This is a genomic window from Paeniglutamicibacter sp. GQ140, from assembly GCF_059759235.1.
In genome coordinates this window covers 87,889-104,994 of sequence record NZ_JCAXDW010000011.1, presented here as the reverse complement: position 1 = coordinate 104,994, position 17,106 = coordinate 87,889, and the positions used below count along the sequence as shown (strand labels likewise).

Genomic DNA, 17,106 nt, shown 5'->3' with positions numbered 1-17,106 from the left:
GGGTTTGCCGGAAGTCGTGATTGTCGAAGCGGTCTGGTTGACCGCCCGGTGAGTTGTTGGTTGGTTCAGGGCTGCACGTTCTCCGCGTCGTCGGCGAGGTCGCCGCCGTGTCCAACGCCCGCGTAGATCGCCGGTTGGGTGGAGCGCAGCCTGAAGGCCCACAGCAGGCCGAGGATGCCCGGGGCCACGACGAGTGCCGGCAACAGCCAGCCCAGGACGCTGGCGCCCTGAAGGCCGATCAGCACGTCGAAGTTCGCCACGATGGCCCCGAAGAGGACCACGAGGGCGACACCGGCGACCAGCGGCGCCACCACGGTGGTCCACCGTCCCAGCCCGTGCGGTTCGCTGCGGAAGTAGCCGATCACCGCGAAACTGGTCAACGCCATGAGCATGACCAGCCCGAACGCACCGGTGTTGGTGAGCCAGGTGAACAGCGTGAACACCGGGAACATGACGTCCGCTCCCGCCCCGGCGATGGCGAAGACCACCAGGACCAGCAGCGCCAGCGCCGACTGGGTCAGCGAACCGAGAACCGGCGCGTGGCTGTGTGGGTTGGTCCTGGCCATGGCCGCCGGCAGCACGCCCTCGCGGCCCAGCGAGAAGAGGTAGCGGGCCACCACGTTGTGGAAGGCGATCAACGCGGCGAGCAGGCTGGTGATGAACAGCAGGTTCCCGAGGGTGACGAACCACCCCGGGGTGTGTGCTGCCAGGAACCCGAAGACCAGGCCCGGACCCGCGGCGGAGTTTTCGATGACGGCGCCGTGCCCCTCGCCCACGGCCATGGCCCACGCGGAGAGCGCATAGAAGACGGCGATGATGCCGATCGCGATCAGCGTTGCCCGCCGTGGGGTGTTCCGGGGGTCCTTGACCTCCTCGCCGTAGATGGCGCCGGATTCAAATCCCATGAACGCGGCGATGCTGAAGGCCAGGGCCGCACCGACGCCCGCGGTGAACAGGCTGGCAGGTTGCAGCGACTCGGTGGAGATTCCCTCGGGCGCGACCTTGAAGGCCAGCACGTCGTAGACGATGACGACGAGGAATTCGCAGGCCACCACGACGCCCAGTACCTTGGCGGAAAGGTCGACCTTGTTCACACCCAGGATCGCCACGACTGCCCAGCCGATCAGGGCGCACACCCACCAGGGGGCAGGGATCCCCCACGTCGTGCCCAGGAAATCGGCAAGCGCGAAGCCGAACATCCCGTAGATGCCGATCTGCATGGCGTTGTAGCTGACCAACGCCACCCAGGCGGCACCGATGCCGGTGGGCTTGCCCAGGCCGCGGGCCACGTAGGCGTAGAACGCGCCGGCGTTGCGCACGTGCTGGCTCATGGCCGTGTACCCCACGGCGAAGACCAGCAGGACCACGCCGAGCACGACGAAGGACAGCGGGATGCCCAGCACGCCGGTGACGGCGTAGTTGCTGGTGACTCCCCCGGCGACCACCGTCAGTGGCGCGGATGCCGCGATGATCATGAACACCAGCGCCGGCACGCCGAGCGTGCGTTTGCCCAGCCCCGGTGCCCGGGTGTCCGTCGAATCGGTTGATGTTGCCATGGGGATTCCTCCTTGAAGCGAATTTACCTCCAGCCTGCGCCGTGGAGGGCACCGAAGGCTTGGCTTTGCGTGAGCAACACTTGGCGAATCGTGCAGAGTTATCCTGCCGCCTCGCCTTCGGGCGGGCGGGACACCGTCCTGAACCCGCAGTGGCTGCTCGAGGAATCGGGCGAATTCCGGCTCCGCGCCGCCACGCGGTAGCGGTTGCAATACGAGTCGTGGCACAGGAACGAGCCCCCGCGCATCACCCTCCCCTCGCCGAAGGGCGGACCCTGCGGATCCAGTTCCGGGCTTCGCCTGTAGTAGCGGGGAAGAAACCAGTCGGCGCACCATTCCCAGGTGTTCCCCGCCATCTGCCACAGGCCGTGCCCGTTCGGTTCGAAGGACTCGACAGGGGCGGTGCCCGTGTATCCGTCCTCCCCGGTGTTGCGGGACGGGAACTCGCCCTGGAAGATGTTGCAGCGGTGCGCGCCACCCTCGGTGAGCGAATCCCCCCACGGATAGCGTGCGCCCTCCAGTCCTCCGCGGGCGGCATATTCCCATTGGGCCTCGCTGGGCAGTGCACGCCCCGCCCACTCGCAGTAGGCCAGCGCGTCGTTCCAGCTCACGTGCACCGCCGGGTGTCCGTCGGCGGCCGCCGAACCGGGACCCAGTGGCTCCCGCCAGCTGGCCCCGGGGACATCGACCCACCACGGCATCGACGCCACCGCCCGGCTGCCGGCGGGCCGGGCGGCCCGCTCACCCAGCTGGAGGTGGAACACCGCCGAGGAACCCAGGACCTCGGCCTCCGTCACGTACCCGGTTTCCGCCACGAACAGCGCGAACGCTGCGTTGGTGACGGCCGTGGCGTCCATCCGGAAACCCCCCAGCTGCACCGGGTGCACCGGGGTCTCGCCGTCGCCCGGGTAGCCCTCGGCGAAGTGGTCACCCATCAAGAAGGCACCGGCCGGCACGTGGACCTGTTTGATCCCGTGCCGCGGCGCGGCCCCTGCCTGCACCGGCGCCGCGGGCAGGGGCAGGGAGCGGGCCGGGAAGCGGGCCGGGGCCGCTGGTGGCTGGCAACAGGACACGTGATGCTCCTTGTCCGGGGTCGGTGGGGTGGGGCCGTGGCGCCGCTAGGCGGCGGCCGTCGGCGTGGGTGCGTTGTCGCAGACCATCGCCATTTCCTGGAGCAGCGCCAGTTCCAGCGACCGCTGCAGCTCCGCCGCGCCGGGTTCCCCCGCCACGTTGTGCAGTTCCTCCGTGTCGCTGCGGTGGTCGTAGACCTCCACGCCGGGTGCCCCGAAGTACCTGGTCAACCGACCCTCCCGGGTCACCACCGTGCGCATCCGCACCGGTGCCGGCAGCCCGTCGATGGAAAAGGGCTGGTCCTCCTCGATCAGCACCGCCTCGCGGATCGCATCCGCAGAACCGTCCAGCAGCGGGCGCAGGCTCAGGCCCTGGATCCCGTGGAACCGGCGCACCTGCGCCAGATCCAGCAGGGTGGGGGCCAGGTCGGCGGTGGACACCAGGGCGGTGCTGCGCCGGGCGGCGTCGGCACCGCGGCCGGGGATGCGGATGGCCAACGGCACCCGGGTGACCGATTCGTAGTGCACGAAATGCTTGAGCATCAGCCCGTGGTCCCCGAACATGTCGCCGTGGTCGGAGGTGAACACGATGATGGTGTCCTGCTCCTGGCCGGAGTCCTCCAGCGCGTCGAGGATCTTCCCGACCTGCTGGTCCATGAGTTCGATCAGCCCGTACTGGGCCGCGGCCGCGCGGCGGTACTGCTCCTCGTTGACCGCGAAGGTCATGGTGGCATCCGGGTGCGGGGTCCCGCGGTCCCGGACCATGGTGCGGATGTGCTGGGGGGAAGCGCTGTGGTCCTGTTCGAATCCGTTGGGCAGCGCCACGGACCCCGGCTCGTAGAGCGCGGAGTACTCCTCGGGCGGGGCAAAGGGGTGGTGCGGGTCGGGGAAGGAGACGAAGAGGAAGAAGGGGTCCTCCCCCGCCGCTGCCTCCTTGATCCGTTCGGCTGCCCGCTCCCCGACGTAGGTGCTGGGGTGGGCCTGCAGCGGGATGGAGGTGGTGTAGACCTGGTCCCAGCCCGGCAGCGCGTCGCGCCCTGCCGCATGGCCGCCCAGCGACCGGGGGTCCACGCCGCGCTCGCGCGCCCAGTGCACCCAGTGTCCGCCCGGGGCGTCCCCGTGTCCGATGACCAGGTCGACTTCCTGGTAGCCGTAGTAGTCCTCCGGCATCTGCACGTACCCGGCCTCGTGGCGCTCGCGGTTCTCCCACTGGTCCCAGCCGGCGCCGCGCTCGCGGGTGACAGCGCGCTCCACCGCGGCGTCCAGCAGCAGCGGATCGGTGTCGTGGATCTGCACCGACTGCTCCGGCTCGAAGTCCCACCCCATGTTCTGGTGGTGGAGCTTGCCCACGGCCGCGGTGCGGTACCCGGCCCGGGCCAGCGAGCGCACGAAGGTGGAGGTTTCGGGATCCAGCGGGATCCCGTTGCACCGGGTGCCGTGGACCGAGGGCCAGCGACCTGTCAACAGGCTGGCGCGGTTGGGCATGCAGGTCGGGTTGGCCACGAAGGCGCGGTCGAAGACCGCGGACCCTGCCGCCAGGCGGTCAAGGTTGGGGGTGCGCACCTCGGTGTTCCCGTTGAACCCCAGGTGGTCGGCCCGCAGCTGGTCGGCAATGATGAACAGGATGTTCGGCCGTGGCTCGGTCATGACTGGGCCCGGCGGATCAGCGAGAGCGTGCGGGTGCGCAGTTCGGCAAACGCGGGCAGGGCCCGGGTTCCGATCTGCTCGCGTTCGGCGGGCAGGTCGACGTCGATGACCTCCAGCACCCGGGCGGGCTTGGAACCGATGGCCACGATGCGGTCCGAGAGGTAGACGGCCTCGTCGATGTCGTGGGTGACCAGCAGGATGGTCATGCCGAAGTCCTTGCGGATCTTCAGGCACAGGTCCTCGAGCTCGAAGCGCGTCTGCGCATCGACCGAGGCGAAGGGCTCGTCCATGACCAGGATCTCCGGGCGGTAGGCCAGCGCGCGGGCAATGGCCACGCGCTGCTGCATGCCTCCGGAGAGCTGCCACGGGTACTTGTTCTCCGCCCCGGCCAGGCCGACTGCGGCCAGCGCCGTGTCGCAGCGCTCGGCCAGTTCGGCCGGGTCCAGGTGCAGGTGCCGCAGCGGCAGCACCAGGTTCTTGCGCACGCTCAGCCAGGGCATGAGCGAACGCGAGTAGTCCTGGAAGACCAGGGCCATTTCCTTGGGCGGTCCGGAGATTTCCCGACCGTCGATGCTGATGGTTCCGCCGGTGCTCGGGTGCAGCCCGGCCAGGCACTTGAGCAGCGTGGTCTTGCCGACTCCCGAGGGGCCGACGATGCAGACGACTTCCCCGGCGTCAACGGAGAAGGTGAGGTCCCCGATCACGTGTGCGGCGGCCGGGCCCGAGCCGTAGCTCTTGGCCAGGGACTGGACCTCGAGGCGCGGGAGTGAGGTTGTTGTTTTCAAGGGTTCCTCCGAAGAGTGGCGAGGCGAAAGGTGTTGGGGCTTGGGGAAGGCGGGGGCACTCATGCCGCACGCTCCAGGCGGCGCGAGCCGATGTACCAGCGCAGCACCCGGCCCTTGAGGAGCTCGAAGCCGATGTTCACGAGGAACCCGATCACGCCGAGCAGCAGGATGCCTGCCCACATGTCGGCGGACATGAAGGACTGCTGGGCCAGCAGCGTCATGGCTCCGATGCCCTGGGAGGACCCGAGCATCTCGGAGGCGATCATGACCACGAAGCTGACCTGCAGGCTCACCTGCAGGCCGGAAAAGATCTGCGGTCCGGCCGCCGGCAGGTACACGCGCAGCATGCGCTCGGAACGGGTCAGCCGGTAGACGGAGCAGACGTCCTTGAGCGAGCCGTCGATCCCGCGGATCCCGTCCATGGTGGCGATGAGGGTGGGGAAGAACGCGGCCAGCGCGATGTTGGCCACGCGCATTTCGGTGCCGAAGCCGATCAGCGTGATGACGATCGGGATCATCGCCACCGGCGGGATGCCGCGGAAGAAGTGGATGGTCGGTTCGAACATCCAGCGGACCGGCGGGATCATTGCCAGCACGAACCCGATGACGACGCCCGCGGCGATGCCGATCAGGAACCCGCTGAAGAGGTTGCCCATGCTCAGCAGGACATCGGAGGCGAAGTGCTCAAAGAGCCACAGGTCCGCGAAACGCTGCAGGATCAGGGACAGCGGCGGGAAAAAGCTGTTGGTCGAACTCTCCGAGAATGTCCACCACGCGGCCAGCAGCGCCAGCGGGCTGGCCACTCCCAGGAGAACCAGTGGGGCCTTGTTGTTTTTCACAGTGCTACCTCCCGGTGGGATGGGTGCCAGTGCAGGGCCTTGGCCTCGGCCCACGAGCTGGCCCCGTGGAAGGCCAGTCCCAGCAGGCCCAGGACGAAGACCAGGGCATAGAGCGTGGCGAAGTTGCCGGCCGCCTGGGCCTGGTAGATGGAGCGGCCCAGGCCAGGGGCCCCGCCCAGCAGCCCCGCCACCACGGCGATGACCAGGGCGGTGGGTGCCGCCACGCGCATGGCGGTGCCGATGAAGGGACTCGCGCTGGGCAGCACGATCCGCGCCTTGATCTCCAGCGGACCCATTCCGTAGGACCGTGCGGTGGCCAGGGCCACCGGGTCCGTGTCCTGGACTCCGGACGCCGTTTGCATGACGATCGCCAGCGAGCAGCCGAAGGCCACCAGCACGAAGGCCATCGGCCAGGTGGGTCCCAGGACCATGACGGCCAGGGGCAGGACGACGATCGGCGGGATCGGCTTGAGGAACTCGAAGACCGCCAAGGTCAGGCTCCGCACCAGCGCGGAGGTGCCGATCAGGACGCCCAGGCCGATCCCAAGCACCGCGCTGAACACGAGCCCGGCCAGGGCAATGAGGATCGTGACCGACAGTTCGGACCAAAATGCCTGGCTGACCAGCAGGGATGCCAGCTCGGCCGCGGTTTCCGGAACCGACGGGACCGCGTCCCCGAAGACCTTTCCCACGGACACGAGCTGCCAGGCGGCCAGCACCGCGAGGGCGCCGGCTGCGCCGTACAGGGCCTGGGTCCGGCGCGAAGCGCGCTTCGGGAGGACCAGCAGGCCGTTGGGTACCCGGCTACTTGTCGCTGAGGATGAGGCTGTCATCGATCTTTACCTCCTTGGCCAGGAAACCCAGCTCGGTCAAGCGCGTGTTGACCCGCTGGATGTCTGCGAGGCGCACCTCGGTGGGCCAGAACGTCAGGGCCGAGTTCTTCACGACCTCCAGCGGGGTGTCGGTCAATTCCGCGGCGACTTCCAGGGCCTCGTCGTGGTGGTTGTTGGCGTAGGCATTGGCCTTGTGGATGGCCCGGGCGAAGGCCTGCAGCTGCTCGTTCTTCTTGGTTGCGGTGGAATCGCCGGCGACCCAGAGGCCGATGGCTCCGCGCTCAAAGAACTCCACGCCAGGCGAGGAGAGGACCTTGCCGCCGGCGGCAACCGCCTTGGACGTGAACGGGGCGACCAGTCCGGCTGCGTCGATGCGGCCCTGGGCCAGGGACTGCACGGCCGAGGAGAAGTCAAGGACGATCCAGTTGATCTTCGACGGGTCCCCGCCGGCTTCCTGCACGGCGCGGGTGATGGTGACCTCCAGCTGGGCCTTGCGGGCCGGCACCGAAACGGTCTTGCCCTCAAGCTCCGCCGGCGAGGTGATGGGCGAGTCCTTTCCGATGATCAAGGCGGTGTCGTCGATCAGCGTCAGGTCGCCCTGGTCGAGGGCCTCGTCGGCGTAGCCGTCGGCGGCCGCGACGATCTTCAGCGGCACGCCCTGGGAGAGGGCATTGAACATCGGGATGGAGGGGGTGTAGGTCAGGTCCAGCTGCCCGCTCTGTGCCGCGGCGACGCCGGCGGGCGGGTTGGCCACGACGGAGGTCTCCACGACCAGGCCTTCGTCCTTGAAGTAGCCCTTGGACTTGGCCAGTTCGATGGCGGCATCGGACGTGAGCCCGATGGTGCCGACCTTCAAGGTGGTGCTGTCCCCGGAGGCCGGGGCGGCATCGGTGCCGGAGCCGCAGGCGGCCATGGCCAGGGTCAGGGAGCCCACGGCGAGCAGTGCCATGGAACGGAGGGATTTTTTCATTGTTGCTCCTGGTTTCTTGGTGCGCCACAGCATTGTGGGTCGCGTTGGTTGGTTGTTCCCGGTTCGGTGGACGAACGGTTCATTCACGTGGCCGAGTGGACGAGTGTGCCGTTGGAAATCGTGTGGGTGGCGGGATTTGTCCGCAGTGCGCGGATATCCCGGTCGATGGGGTTTGCCAGGATGCACAGGTCGGCGAGGTACCCGGGGGCCAGCCTGCCCTTGCGGTGTTCGGCGTGGTCCTGGCGCGCCGGTTGGATGGTCATCATTTCCAGGGCCTGGGCGAATCCCACGCGCTCGGGGTCGGTCGCCGCACCGGGCCCGGCGGTGGTGTCCCGGGTGACCGCGGCGATGACCGATTCCCGCCAGTCGGGCGTGGTGACCGGGGCGTCGGAGGCAATGTTGGTGCTGACGCCGGCCGCAAGCAGGGACCTCAGCGGCTGCTGTCCCTCGAACCTTGCCGCGCCCAGGATCCTTTTCATCAGGGCCCCGGCCTCGGAGCGGATGCTGGGGTTCGTGCTCAGCCCCACCCCGTGGCGCCTGAGGGCGTCAATGGTCTCGGGTCCGCGGAAGGCCCCGTGGATGATGTAGTGCCGCGCGTCGCGCGGGTTGCCCTGCTGGGCCGCGATGATGCCCCGCAGCGCGGCGTCGGTGGTCGCGTCCCCGGTGGCGTGGATCCCCGCCTGGAAGCCTGCATCGTGGATGCGGGCGATGATGCGGTGCAGCTCGGCCTCGCGCTCGGCCTCGGTGTTCCCGGCGATGACCATGGAACCGTGGCTGTGGCCGCAGGGCGTTTCGTAGGGTTCGGACATCCAGGCCGTCCCCGAGCGCGGGATTCCGTCGGCGAAGACCTTGACCCCGGCAATGCGCAGCAGCTCGTCGCTGATGCCGCGGCGGGCCAGGGTGCCGGGCAACCCCGAGGCAAGCCCCGCGCGGACGTCCTCCTCGTTGGCCCCTCCCGTGGAGGAAAACAGCAGCAGTACGTTGATGCGCATGCTCAATTCGTTCCCGGCGGCCAGGTCCGCCAGCAGCTCGAGGCTGCTCGTTGCGCTGGACCCGCCGAAAAGTCCCTCGCCGCCGGGGCCCAGGCCCGGTTCGGTCAGGGACGTGATGCCCATCGAGTGCAGGAGGCGCTGGTGGGCGAGGATGCATCGGCGCACGTCGGCGATTCCCAGGGCCGGAACGATCCTGCCGGCGAGTTCGACCGCGGCGTCCACGAGCAGGCCGTTGGCGCGGCCGTCGGGAAACGTGCCGACGACGCCGTCGGGGTAGCCCGCGGTCCAGGAGTCCAGGGAGGCCAGGCGTGCAGCGGTTTCGTTGAGCAGCAGCTGGTGCCCGGTTTGGTCGTAGGCGACCAGCGGGGCATCCGGGCGCAGGCCGAAGATGCAGTCGGGGCCCCCGTCGCCCAGGACGGCTTCGTCCCAGCCGTGGGCCCGGATCCATCCGTCGCTGCCGGGAACCGCGTCCCGGAGGATGCCGGCGACCTGGTCCCAGCTCGCCGCGGCCTTGCTTCCCACCGAAAGCGTTCCGTGTTCGGAGACCGCCGATTCCACGAAGTGCAGGTGGCCGTCGTTGATGCCGGGCAGGACGGCTCCGCCCTGCGCGTCGATGACACGCGTGGAAGGGCCGACGAGGTCCGCAATCCCCGCATCGCCGAGGGCCGAAATGTGCCCGCCGGTGATGGCAATGGCAGTGGCGTTCCCGGCCTCCGGGCCGGCACCGTGAAGCTGCCCGTTGACGACGACGATGTCTGCGCCGCGACTGGTCTTGGTCATGTGACAGCAGTCCCCTTTCCTGGAATTCCTGCGTCTGGATGTGATTCAGCTAACGTGACAACTAGAGTATGTCGTATGACTTAGTCGTTTGACCAGAAGTTTGGAAAAGTTTCTTTCCACGCCCTGTCGAGGGGGTCCGTAGGATGGAATGAAAGTTGCTCAGAAAGGCGCCCACCAAAATGGCCCACGTTTCCATCAAAGATCGCAGTCACCAGTTTGTAGAGGCGGCCGCTCGGGTAATTGCACGTGAAGGGATCGCCGCGGCAACGACGCGCAGGATCGCCGCGGAGGCCGACGCGCCCCTGGCCGCGCTGCACTATTGCTTCCGCAGCAAGGACGAGCTGCTCGACGAGGTCTACAATTTCCTGAGCCGGGACTACGCCCGGGAACTGGAGCCCATGGACAGCAACCTGGACCTGGAGGAATCGGTTCGCACCCACGCGACGCGGATCTGGCGGCGCATGCTGAACACCCCCCACGAGCAGGTCACGACGTTTGAACTGCTCCTGCGCCGCAACCGGCTCAAGTCCGACGACGAGGTGGAACGCGCAGCGGCCATCAACCGCTCGATGTACCAGGGCTGGATCGACTCGACGACCGCGATCTTCACCGAGGGCGCACGGGTCTCGGGCGTGGAGACGCCTCGGGACATGGACATCATTGCGCGTTCCTTCATCGCAAACGTCGATGGCATCAGCCTGCAGCACCTCTCGGATCCCGACGAGGAACGGTCATGGAAGCTGATCGAGATCCTGATCGACTCGGTCGTTTTTCAGGTACTCAAGCGGAACGCGGTGGGCGAACAGCCGTAGGCCGCACGGAAGACCCTGCTGAAATGGGCGCCGTCGGGCAACCCCCACCTCGCACCGATGGCACCGACCGGAATGTGCACCTGCATGGGATCCTCCAGGTCGCGGCGGCACCGCTCGAGGCGACGGGTGCGTATCAGTTCGGCCACGGTGTGGCCCGTTTCGCCGAATAACTTGTGCAGACTCCGCAGCGACATGTAATGTGCGGCGGCCACCGAACCCGGGGACAGCTCAGGGTCCGGAATATGGTCCTCGATGTAGTCCTGGATCGCGAGGACCTGGCGCAGCCGGGCCCCGTCGCCCAGCGCGTTGCGCTCGTGGATTTCACTGGCCAGCATGCTCCCGGCGATGTCGACCGCATTGGCGGCAAGGCGCCGCCCCACGGGGCCGGCCAATTGCGGCAGCATCTGGGCCAACTGGGCCAGGAACGGCGTGACAGCGCGCCCCAGCGGATTCCCCGAACCGAATGCGACCGCCGTCAGTTCCGCGACGTCGCCGACCGGAAGCCCCAGCTGGTGCTGTGGAAACATCAGCACCAGCGTGCGGAAATCCCCGTCAAAGAGCATCGTATAAGGCCGCTGGGTGTCATAGATGGCCAGCTCACCGGGGCGCAGCACGGTCTCCCTGCCGCCTTGCAGGAGCAGTCCATGGCCGGCGAGCTGCAGGTTGATCTTGAAGCGGGGGGCATCCCCCGCTGCAACCAGCTCCTCCGTCCTGCGGACCACATGGGCCGAGGCCGCGACCTCCATCACGCCAACCTGGCCCAGCTGGGCCCCGGAGACCGTCCCCTCGAATGGCTGGGCCCGGATGGGTTCGGAACACAGCGGCACGAAGGCGCTCGAAACGAGCGTCTTCCACGAGCTGAACGAATCAACATGCTGCACTTGGTACACGAGCTAGCGACCTTTCCCCAATCCGGCCACGCCCCGCACCGCGGACAAACCGGCGCGGGGTGAGTGGCGTCACATTGTTGCCAATGTACGCGGAATGGCCCCCAAAGTCACGTTTTTTCTCTGCTCGGAGGTTTTAACCCGCGCCGGGGACAGCCCGTGCCGCCAACGTGCGCAGGTGCGCCTCCAGCTGCTCACCCAGTTGCCGGGGGCTGTTGAATGCGGCGTCCAGGACCGCCACCACCTGCGCTCCCATGAGAAACGTCAACAGCGCCTCGCCGGCCGCCGCCGACCTGACCTCCGGCCGGATCTCCCCGATCTCGACACCGCGGGCGATCCAACGACCGATCCACAGCCGCCACTGGGCCATGGCCTCGTCGTTGACCGCGGCGAACTCCGGCTCATGGATGGCCATCTGCCAAAACGGGATCACCACGCGCGCCTCGTCCAGCCGGTCGACATCCAGCGGAAGCACTTCCATGGCGAACCTCCGCAATGCCTCGAGCCCCTCGAGCCCCGCCGTGGCACCCCGGATGCGTTCGTTGGTGCGACCGAAGACGTGCGTGAAGGTCGCCCGCATCAGGCTGGCCCGGGTGGGGAAGTAGGGCTTCAGCGCCCCGTTGGCGAATCCGGCCTCGGCGGCGATGTCCCGCAAGGTCACCCCGTCGAAGCCCCGGCGGGCAATGACCCTCCAGGTGACCTCGACAAGTTCGAGGCGGCGGGCATCATGGTCGACAATCTTTGGCATGCCACCCATCCTACGGATCCCCCCGCCACCCCGGGCGCAGCGCCCCGCCAATGCACCGACCCCTTGCCACGGAGGCGAAACGCAGTTATTCTCTACAGCTAGAGAATAAAAACGTGGTGCACGTCACCGCTTCCGGTAATGCACGTCTCGCACCACCATCCTTTTGAAAGGGCAAAGCCATGACCCTCAGCAACGCCACCGACCAGCAGACGGGCCTCGGCGCCTACTCGCTTGCCACCGAACAGGAAATCGCGGCAGTGCGCGCCATCCTCGCCGAGAACGGACACTTCCCCGACTCGGCCCGCGTTGCCTACCTGGGGCTTGAGGATCCGCGACGCGGCACCAAGGAAGTCGATCGCCGCTTCCGCGCCTTCCTCCTTGATGTCGCCGGCGCCGCTCCCAAGGACGTCGTGGTCTCCGTGACCCACGCCAGGGTGGAAAGCGTGATCGAGCTGGACACCGCCACCAGCGGCGAGCTGCCGGTGCTGGAGGAGGAGTTCGAGGTCGTCGAGCAGCTTCTCGCGCAGGACCCGCGCTGGCTCGAGGCGCTGGCCAAGCGGAATCTCGACGTGGAGAAGGTGCGCGTCGCCCCGCTGTCGGCCGGCGTGTTCGAGTACCCGGAGGAATCCGGCCGCCGCATCCTGCGCGGTCTGGCCTTCGTGCAGGACCACCCCGAGGACTCGGCCTGGGCCCACCCCGTCGACGGGTTGGTCGGCTATGTGGATGTGGGAAACCGCAGCGTGGACCAGGTCATCGACCTGGGCGTCGTCCCGATCCCGACCGAGCACGGCAACTACACCGACCCGGAGCTCACCGGAGAGCTGCGCACCACGCAGAAGCCGATATCCATCACCCAGCCCGAGGGCCCCAGCTTCACCGTCGCCGGGGGCAACCACGTCGAGTGGGAAAAGTGGAGCCTGGACGTGGGCTTCGACGTCCGCGAGGGCCTCGTGCTGCACAACATCTCCTTCGAGGACAAGGGTGCACCGCGGCGCATCCTGAACCGCGCCTCCATTGCCGAGATGGTGGTCCCCTACGGCGACCCGTCCCCGGTGCGCAGCTGGCAGAACTACTTCGACACCGGCGAATACCTGGTGGGCCAGTTCGCGAACTCGCTCGAGCTGGGCTGCGACTGCCTGGGCGAGATCCACTACATCTCCCCCGTGGTCTCCAACGCGCGCGGCGAGGCCCGCACCATCCGCAACGGCATCTGCATGCACGAGGAGGACTACTCGATCCTGGCCAAGCACTCGGATCTGTGGAGCGGCATCAACTACACGCGCCGCAACCGCCGCCTGGTGATTTCCTTCTTCACCACCATCGGCAACTACGACTACGGCTTCTACTGGTACCTCTACCTCGACGGAACCATCGAGTTCGAGGCCAAGGCCACGGGCATCGTGTTCACCAGCGCCCTGCCCGACGGGGAAACCCCCTACGCCTCCGAGCTGGCCCCGGGCCTTGGCGCCCCCTACCACCAGCATCTCTTCGGGGCACGGCTGGACTTCGCCCTGGACGGCGGCCCGGGCCGCGTCGAGGAGGAGGACGTCGTGCGGGTCCCGACAGGCCCGGAGAACCTGCGCGGCAATGCGTTCTCGCGCAAGCGCACGGTCTTCACCCGCGAATCCGAGGCCATCCGCGATGCCGACGGCACCAAGGGCCGCACCTGGGTCGTCTCAAACCCCGAATCGAAAAACCGCCTGGGCCACCCGGTGGGCTACAAGCTGCACCCCCAGGGCAACCCCACGCTGCTGGCCGACGAGGATTCCTCGATCCACCGCCGCGCCACCTTTGCCTCGAAGGCGCTGTGGGTCACCCCGGCCACCGAGGGCCAGCGCTACCCGACCGGCGACTTCGTAAACCAGCATGCCGGCGGTGCGGGGCTGCCCGAATGGGTCAAGGCTGACCGCAACATCGACGGCGAGGAGATCGTCCTGTGGCACACCTTCGGGCTCACCCACTTCCCGCGCCCGGAGGACTGGCCCATCATGCCGGTGGACACCGTCGGCTTCAAGCTGCGTCCCGAGGGCTTCTTCGACCGCTCGCCGGTCCTGGATGTCCCGGCCCCGGCAACCGGCAAGTCCTGCCACTCCTAGTCGGCACGCCATGACCACGAATCTTGCCGGCGCCCCCGCCGCGTGGCCCGCGCCGCGGATCGGGGCGAGCGTGCGGACCCGCGCGGCCCGGGTGACGGGGCCGGTGGCCTACGCGCGGAGCGTTGCCGCACTGGCCGTGGCACTGGGCCTGGGGCATGTGTGGGTCATGGTCGCGTTCCCGCACGGGCCGTGGGTGGGCGCCGTCCTGGGTGCCATGGTGCTGGTGTGCCTCAAGTGCGCGCACCGGGCCTGGGGAAACCCGGCGGCCCTTCTCGAACTGCTGGCCATGTCCGCGCTCATGGCCCTGGCGCACACCTTCATGGCACTGGGCGTCCACGGGCACCGGCACGGCGGCGAGGGCCCTGCCGCGGCCGCCGGCGCCGGCGCGATGCTGGGGGTCGCCGCGGCCGAGCTGGCGCTGGTGATGCTCTGCGCGATCGGCGTGCGGCTGGCCGCTTCCCGTTCGGCTGCCGGCCGGTAGCCGGAGGTCGACGCAGCACCGCCGCGGCGGGGCACCCGGATTCTTCCCGGTGCCTCGCCGTGGTCGTTTCGCGCTCAGGGTTCGAGCCGCGCGGCGATGCCTCCCAGCAACAAATCCAGCGCGAAGCGGTGGTTGTCCTCGTCCTGGACCGACGCCATGAGTGCCACTGCCGACACCGCCAGCGGGTATTGCTGCTCCGGGACCTCCGCGTAGCTGCGCACCCAGGCCTCGTCGTCCTGCGCTGATTTCTCACCCAGCAGCAGCAGGCCCGCACTGAATCCGGTCCAGGCCAGCATGAAGTCGCCGCAGGCCCGGTAGACCAGGGCCGCCTCCCGCCGCTCGAAACCCGCCCGCTCCAGGGCGGCGAGCACGGCCTCGATGAATTTCAGCTCTCCCTCCTGGCGGGTCACGCGCAAGGCTGCCAACGTGGCGACCTGCGGGTAGCGCAGGAAACTTGCCCGCGTCCGCAGCATCAGGTCCCGCAGCGAATCGTCCCAGCTCGGACTCGGACGGTAGCCCTCCATGCCCCTGGCAATGACGCGGTCGGCGAGCGCCAGCAGCAACTCGTCCTTGTCGGCGAAGTGGCGGTACAGCGCCGTGGGGTCGGCCCCGAGTTCCTTGCCGATCTTGCGGAAGGACAGCGCGTCAGGTTCGGTTCCGGCTGCCAGCTTCAGGCAGGCCTCGAGGATGACCTCCCGGCCCAGCCCCTGGGCGCGGCGGCGCGGGGCCGGCGCCCTGGCCCCCGATTCGTTGGCCGGTCCGTTGGTGTCCATCGATGGATTCAGCTCCCTTGCCGCTCACTAAAGTCAACACCGTTGACTTTAGGCCATGGTTGCGATTTTATGAACTGGGACACACCATCCGTCCAGCGGCCTTCCCCGCACCTCCCCGCCGAAAGGGCACCCGTGAGCGAGACCTGGCTATTTCATTCAGGCACCATATTCGACGGCCACACCACGCTCGGCCCGGGCAGCGCCGTCGCGGTGCGCAACGGCCGCATCCTGGCCGTGGGCCCCGAGGCGAACGTCCGCGCGGCGCTGCCGGAACCCCTGCACGACGTGTCCCTGGACGGCCGCGCCCTGTCCCCCGGATTCACCGACGCCCACGTCCACGCCCTGATGGGCGGGGTAGAGTCCCTGGCCTGCGACCTCGCCGCCGCCGCAGGCATCGAGGGCACCCTGGCGGCCATCGCCGCCTACGCCACCTCCACCGCCGGGGGCTGGATCACCGGCGGCGGCTGGTCCATGGCCGATTTCCCCGGCGGCACGCCCACCGCCGGGCTGCTGGACGCGGTCACGGGCGAACGGCCCGCCTACCTGATCAACCGCGACCACCACGGCGCCTGGGTCAACACCGCCGCCCTCCGGCTGGCCGGAATCACCGCTGCCACCCCGGATCCCGTCGACGGGCGCATCGAACGCGACGGGCAGGGAAACCCGACCGGAACCCTGCACGAGGGTGCCATGGACGTGGTCAACGCGCTCGTCCCCTCCCCCGACGACGCAACCCTGCGCGCGGGGCTGTTGGCCGGCCAGGAGCATCTCCACTCCTTCGGGATCACGGGCTGGCAGGAAGCGATCCTGGGCAACTACGCCGGATACGCCGATGCCTCGGGGATCTACCGCGGGCTCCAGGCCCGGGGCCTGCTCACCGGACAGGCCGCGGGCGCGCTCTGGGTTCCCCGCGAGACAACGCTTGAGGGCATACCCGCCCTGGTCGAGGACTTCCTGGCCCGCCGGAAGGAAAACGCCGCCGCCGGGTTCCGCACCACCACCGCGAAAATCATGGTCGACGGGGTCGCGGAGAACCGGACCGCCGCCATGCTCGAGCCCTACCTGCGCTCCTGCGATTGCGCCCCCGGCTCCCCGGGCGACACCGGACTGCGCTACCTCTCCGCCGAGGTGCTCACCGCGGTTGCCGTGGCGCTGGACGCCGCGGGTTTCGACCTCCACCTGCACGTCATCGGCGACGGGGCCGCCCGCATGGGCCTGGATGCGCTCGAGGCCGCCCGCGCGGCCAACGGCACCAGCGGCGGACGCCACCACCTCGCCCACCTGCAGGTCATCCACCCCGACGACGTGGCACGGTTCGGGGCACTGGGCCTGAGCATCAACGCCCAGGCGCTCTGGGCCTGCAACGACGAGCAGATGGTGGAGCTGACCACCCCGATCCTGGGCGAGGAACGCGCCGGCTGGCAGTACCCCTTCCGTTCGCTGATCGACGCCGGGGCGCACCTGGTCATGGGGTCGGACTGGCCGGTCTCCACGCCCAACCCGTTCGAGGCCATCCACGTCGCGGTCAACCGCACCGCGCCGGACCGCCCCGATGTCCCACCGCTGGTTCCGGAGCAGGCCATCACCGTGTTGGAGGCCATGCGCGGCTACACGGCCGGCAGCGCCTGGGTGAACCGCGACCACGAGGGTGGCAGCCTCCGTCCCGGGGCACGGGCCGACATGGTGCTGCTGGACGCCGACCCGTTCTCCATCCCATCCTCCGACTTGCACCGCGTGGGGGTGGAACTCACCCTCGCCGCCGGGCGCACGGTCTTTGCCCGTGCCTCCGCAAGCGTCTAGGGGGCCCGGTCCCTTCCGGCTCCCCACGCATTTTGCACAT

The 17,106-nt window shown here is 68.7% G+C and carries 15 protein-coding genes; 4 read left to right on the top strand and 11 right to left on the bottom strand.

Annotation, left to right across the window (positions count from 1 at the left end; all coding sequences use genetic code 11):
* Positions 1–65: 65 nt before the first annotated feature.
* The 8 genes from AC6CHY_RS15220 to AC6CHY_RS15185 all read right to left on the bottom strand — a co-directional run bounded on the left by AC6CHY_RS15220 (position 66) and on the right by AC6CHY_RS15185 (position 9,469).
* Positions 66–1,556, bottom strand: coding sequence for an APC family permease (locus AC6CHY_RS15220; RefSeq protein ID WP_498227248.1), 1,491 nt, complete (start codon positions 1,554–1,556; stop codon positions 66–68).
* Between the two features lie 98 nt (positions 1,557–1,654).
* Complete coding sequence (locus AC6CHY_RS15215; RefSeq protein WP_498227247.1) at positions 1,655–2,626, bottom strand: formylglycine-generating enzyme family protein; 972 nt, start codon at positions 2,624–2,626, stop codon at positions 1,655–1,657.
* A 45-nt stretch (positions 2,627–2,671) separates the two neighbouring features.
* Positions 2,672–4,270 carry a sulfatase family protein gene (locus tag AC6CHY_RS15210; RefSeq protein ID WP_498227246.1) on the bottom strand — a complete coding sequence of 533 codons (1,599 nt, stop codon included), beginning with the start codon at positions 4,268–4,270 and terminating at the stop codon, positions 2,672–2,674.
* The gene (locus AC6CHY_RS15205) at positions 4,267–5,055 is read right to left on the bottom strand and encodes an ABC transporter ATP-binding protein (RefSeq protein WP_498227245.1); all 789 of its coding nucleotides are present in this window, start codon (positions 5,053–5,055) and stop codon (positions 4,267–4,269) included. The genes AC6CHY_RS15210 and AC6CHY_RS15205 overlap by 4 nt, the downstream gene beginning before the upstream one ends.
* Positions 5,056–5,114: 59 nt before the next feature.
* Positions 5,115–5,894, bottom strand: a complete 780-nt coding sequence (locus AC6CHY_RS15200; RefSeq protein WP_498227244.1) for an ABC transporter permease — start codon at positions 5,892–5,894, stop codon at positions 5,115–5,117.
* On the bottom strand, positions 5,891–6,727 hold the full coding sequence (locus AC6CHY_RS15195) for an ABC transporter permease (protein WP_498227243.1): 837 nt from the start codon (positions 6,725–6,727) through the stop codon (positions 5,891–5,893). The genes AC6CHY_RS15200 and AC6CHY_RS15195 overlap by 4 nt, the downstream gene beginning before the upstream one ends.
* Entirely contained in the window at positions 6,699–7,697 is a 999-nt protein-coding gene (locus AC6CHY_RS15190) for an ABC transporter substrate-binding protein (RefSeq protein ID WP_498227242.1), read from the bottom strand. Before AC6CHY_RS15190 ends, AC6CHY_RS15195 begins: the two co-directional genes overlap by 29 nt.
* Before the next feature lie 83 nt (positions 7,698–7,780).
* A complete protein-coding gene (locus AC6CHY_RS15185) occupies positions 7,781–9,469 on the bottom strand; it encodes an amidohydrolase (protein WP_498227241.1) in 1,689 nt (562 codons plus the stop codon).
* A 179-nt stretch (positions 9,470–9,648) separates the two neighbouring features.
* On the opposite strand from AC6CHY_RS15185, the gene AC6CHY_RS15180 reads away from it, so the two are divergent.
* The gene (locus AC6CHY_RS15180) at positions 9,649–10,281 is read left to right on the top strand and encodes a TetR family transcriptional regulator (RefSeq protein ID WP_498227240.1); all 633 of its coding nucleotides are present in this window, start codon (positions 9,649–9,651) and stop codon (positions 10,279–10,281) included.
* Here the strand turns inward: AC6CHY_RS15180 and AC6CHY_RS15175 are convergent.
* Positions 10,242–11,171 (bottom strand): AraC-like ligand-binding domain-containing protein, encoded by a 930-nt coding sequence (locus tag AC6CHY_RS15175; protein WP_498227239.1) that lies wholly within the window; start codon positions 11,169–11,171, stop codon positions 10,242–10,244. The genes AC6CHY_RS15180 and AC6CHY_RS15175 overlap by 40 nt on opposite strands.
* 133 nt (positions 11,172–11,304) lie before the next feature.
* Entirely contained in the window at positions 11,305–11,916 is a 612-nt protein-coding gene (locus tag AC6CHY_RS15170; RefSeq protein WP_498227238.1) for a TetR/AcrR family transcriptional regulator, read from the bottom strand.
* 179 nt (positions 11,917–12,095) lie between these two features.
* Between AC6CHY_RS15170 and AC6CHY_RS15165 the strand changes: the two genes are divergently transcribed.
* Positions 12,096–14,012: a primary-amine oxidase gene (locus AC6CHY_RS15165; protein WP_498227237.1), complete on the top strand. Its 1,917-nt coding sequence runs from the start codon at positions 12,096–12,098 to the stop codon at positions 14,010–14,012.
* 10 nt (positions 14,013–14,022) lie between these two features.
* Positions 14,023–14,493, top strand: coding sequence for a hypothetical protein (locus AC6CHY_RS15160; RefSeq protein ID WP_498227236.1), 471 nt, complete (start codon positions 14,023–14,025; stop codon positions 14,491–14,493).
* A gap of 74 nt (positions 14,494–14,567) precedes the next feature.
* On the opposite strand, the gene AC6CHY_RS15155 is transcribed toward AC6CHY_RS15160, so the two are convergent.
* Complete coding sequence (locus tag AC6CHY_RS15155) at positions 14,568–15,266, bottom strand: TetR/AcrR family transcriptional regulator C-terminal domain-containing protein (RefSeq protein ID WP_498227235.1); 699 nt, start codon at positions 15,264–15,266, stop codon at positions 14,568–14,570.
* A gap of 132 nt (positions 15,267–15,398) precedes the next feature.
* On the opposite strand from AC6CHY_RS15155, the gene AC6CHY_RS15150 reads away from it, so the two are divergent.
* Positions 15,399–17,066, top strand: coding sequence for an amidohydrolase (locus tag AC6CHY_RS15150; RefSeq protein WP_498227234.1), 1,668 nt, complete (start codon positions 15,399–15,401; stop codon positions 17,064–17,066).
* The last annotated feature ends 40 nt before the right edge of the window (positions 17,067–17,106 follow it).

Bases quoted from the DNA above. Each gene is read 5' to 3' on its own strand.
- AC6CHY_RS15180 (WP_498227240.1), top strand. From the start codon at position 9,649: ATGGCCCACGTTTCCATCAAAGATCGCAGTCACCAGTTTGTAGAGGCG.
- AC6CHY_RS15185 (WP_498227241.1), bottom strand. From the start codon at position 9,469: ATGACCAAGACCAGTCGCGGCGCAGACATCGTCGTCGTCAACGGGCAG.
- AC6CHY_RS15160 (WP_498227236.1), top strand. From the start codon at position 14,023: ATGACCACGAATCTTGCCGGCGCCCCCGCCGCGTGGCCCGCGCCGCGG.
- AC6CHY_RS15190 (WP_498227242.1), bottom strand. From the start codon at position 7,697: ATGAAAAAATCCCTCCGTTCCATGGCACTGCTCGCCGTGGGCTCCCTG.
- AC6CHY_RS15195 (WP_498227243.1), bottom strand. From the start codon at position 6,727: ATGACAGCCTCATCCTCAGCGACAAGTAGCCGGGTACCCAACGGCCTG.
- AC6CHY_RS15210 (WP_498227246.1), bottom strand. From the start codon at position 4,270: ATGACCGAGCCACGGCCGAACATCCTGTTCATCATTGCCGACCAGCTG.
- AC6CHY_RS15165 (WP_498227237.1), top strand. From the start codon at position 12,096: ATGACCCTCAGCAACGCCACCGACCAGCAGACGGGCCTCGGCGCCTAC.
- AC6CHY_RS15155 (WP_498227235.1), bottom strand. From the start codon at position 15,266: ATGGACACCAACGGACCGGCCAACGAATCGGGGGCCAGGGCGCCGGCC.
- AC6CHY_RS15220 (WP_498227248.1), bottom strand. From the start codon at position 1,556: ATGGCAACATCAACCGATTCGACGGACACCCGGGCACCGGGGCTGGGC.
- AC6CHY_RS15170 (WP_498227238.1), bottom strand. From the start codon at position 11,916: ATGCCAAAGATTGTCGACCATGATGCCCGCCGCCTCGAACTTGTCGAG.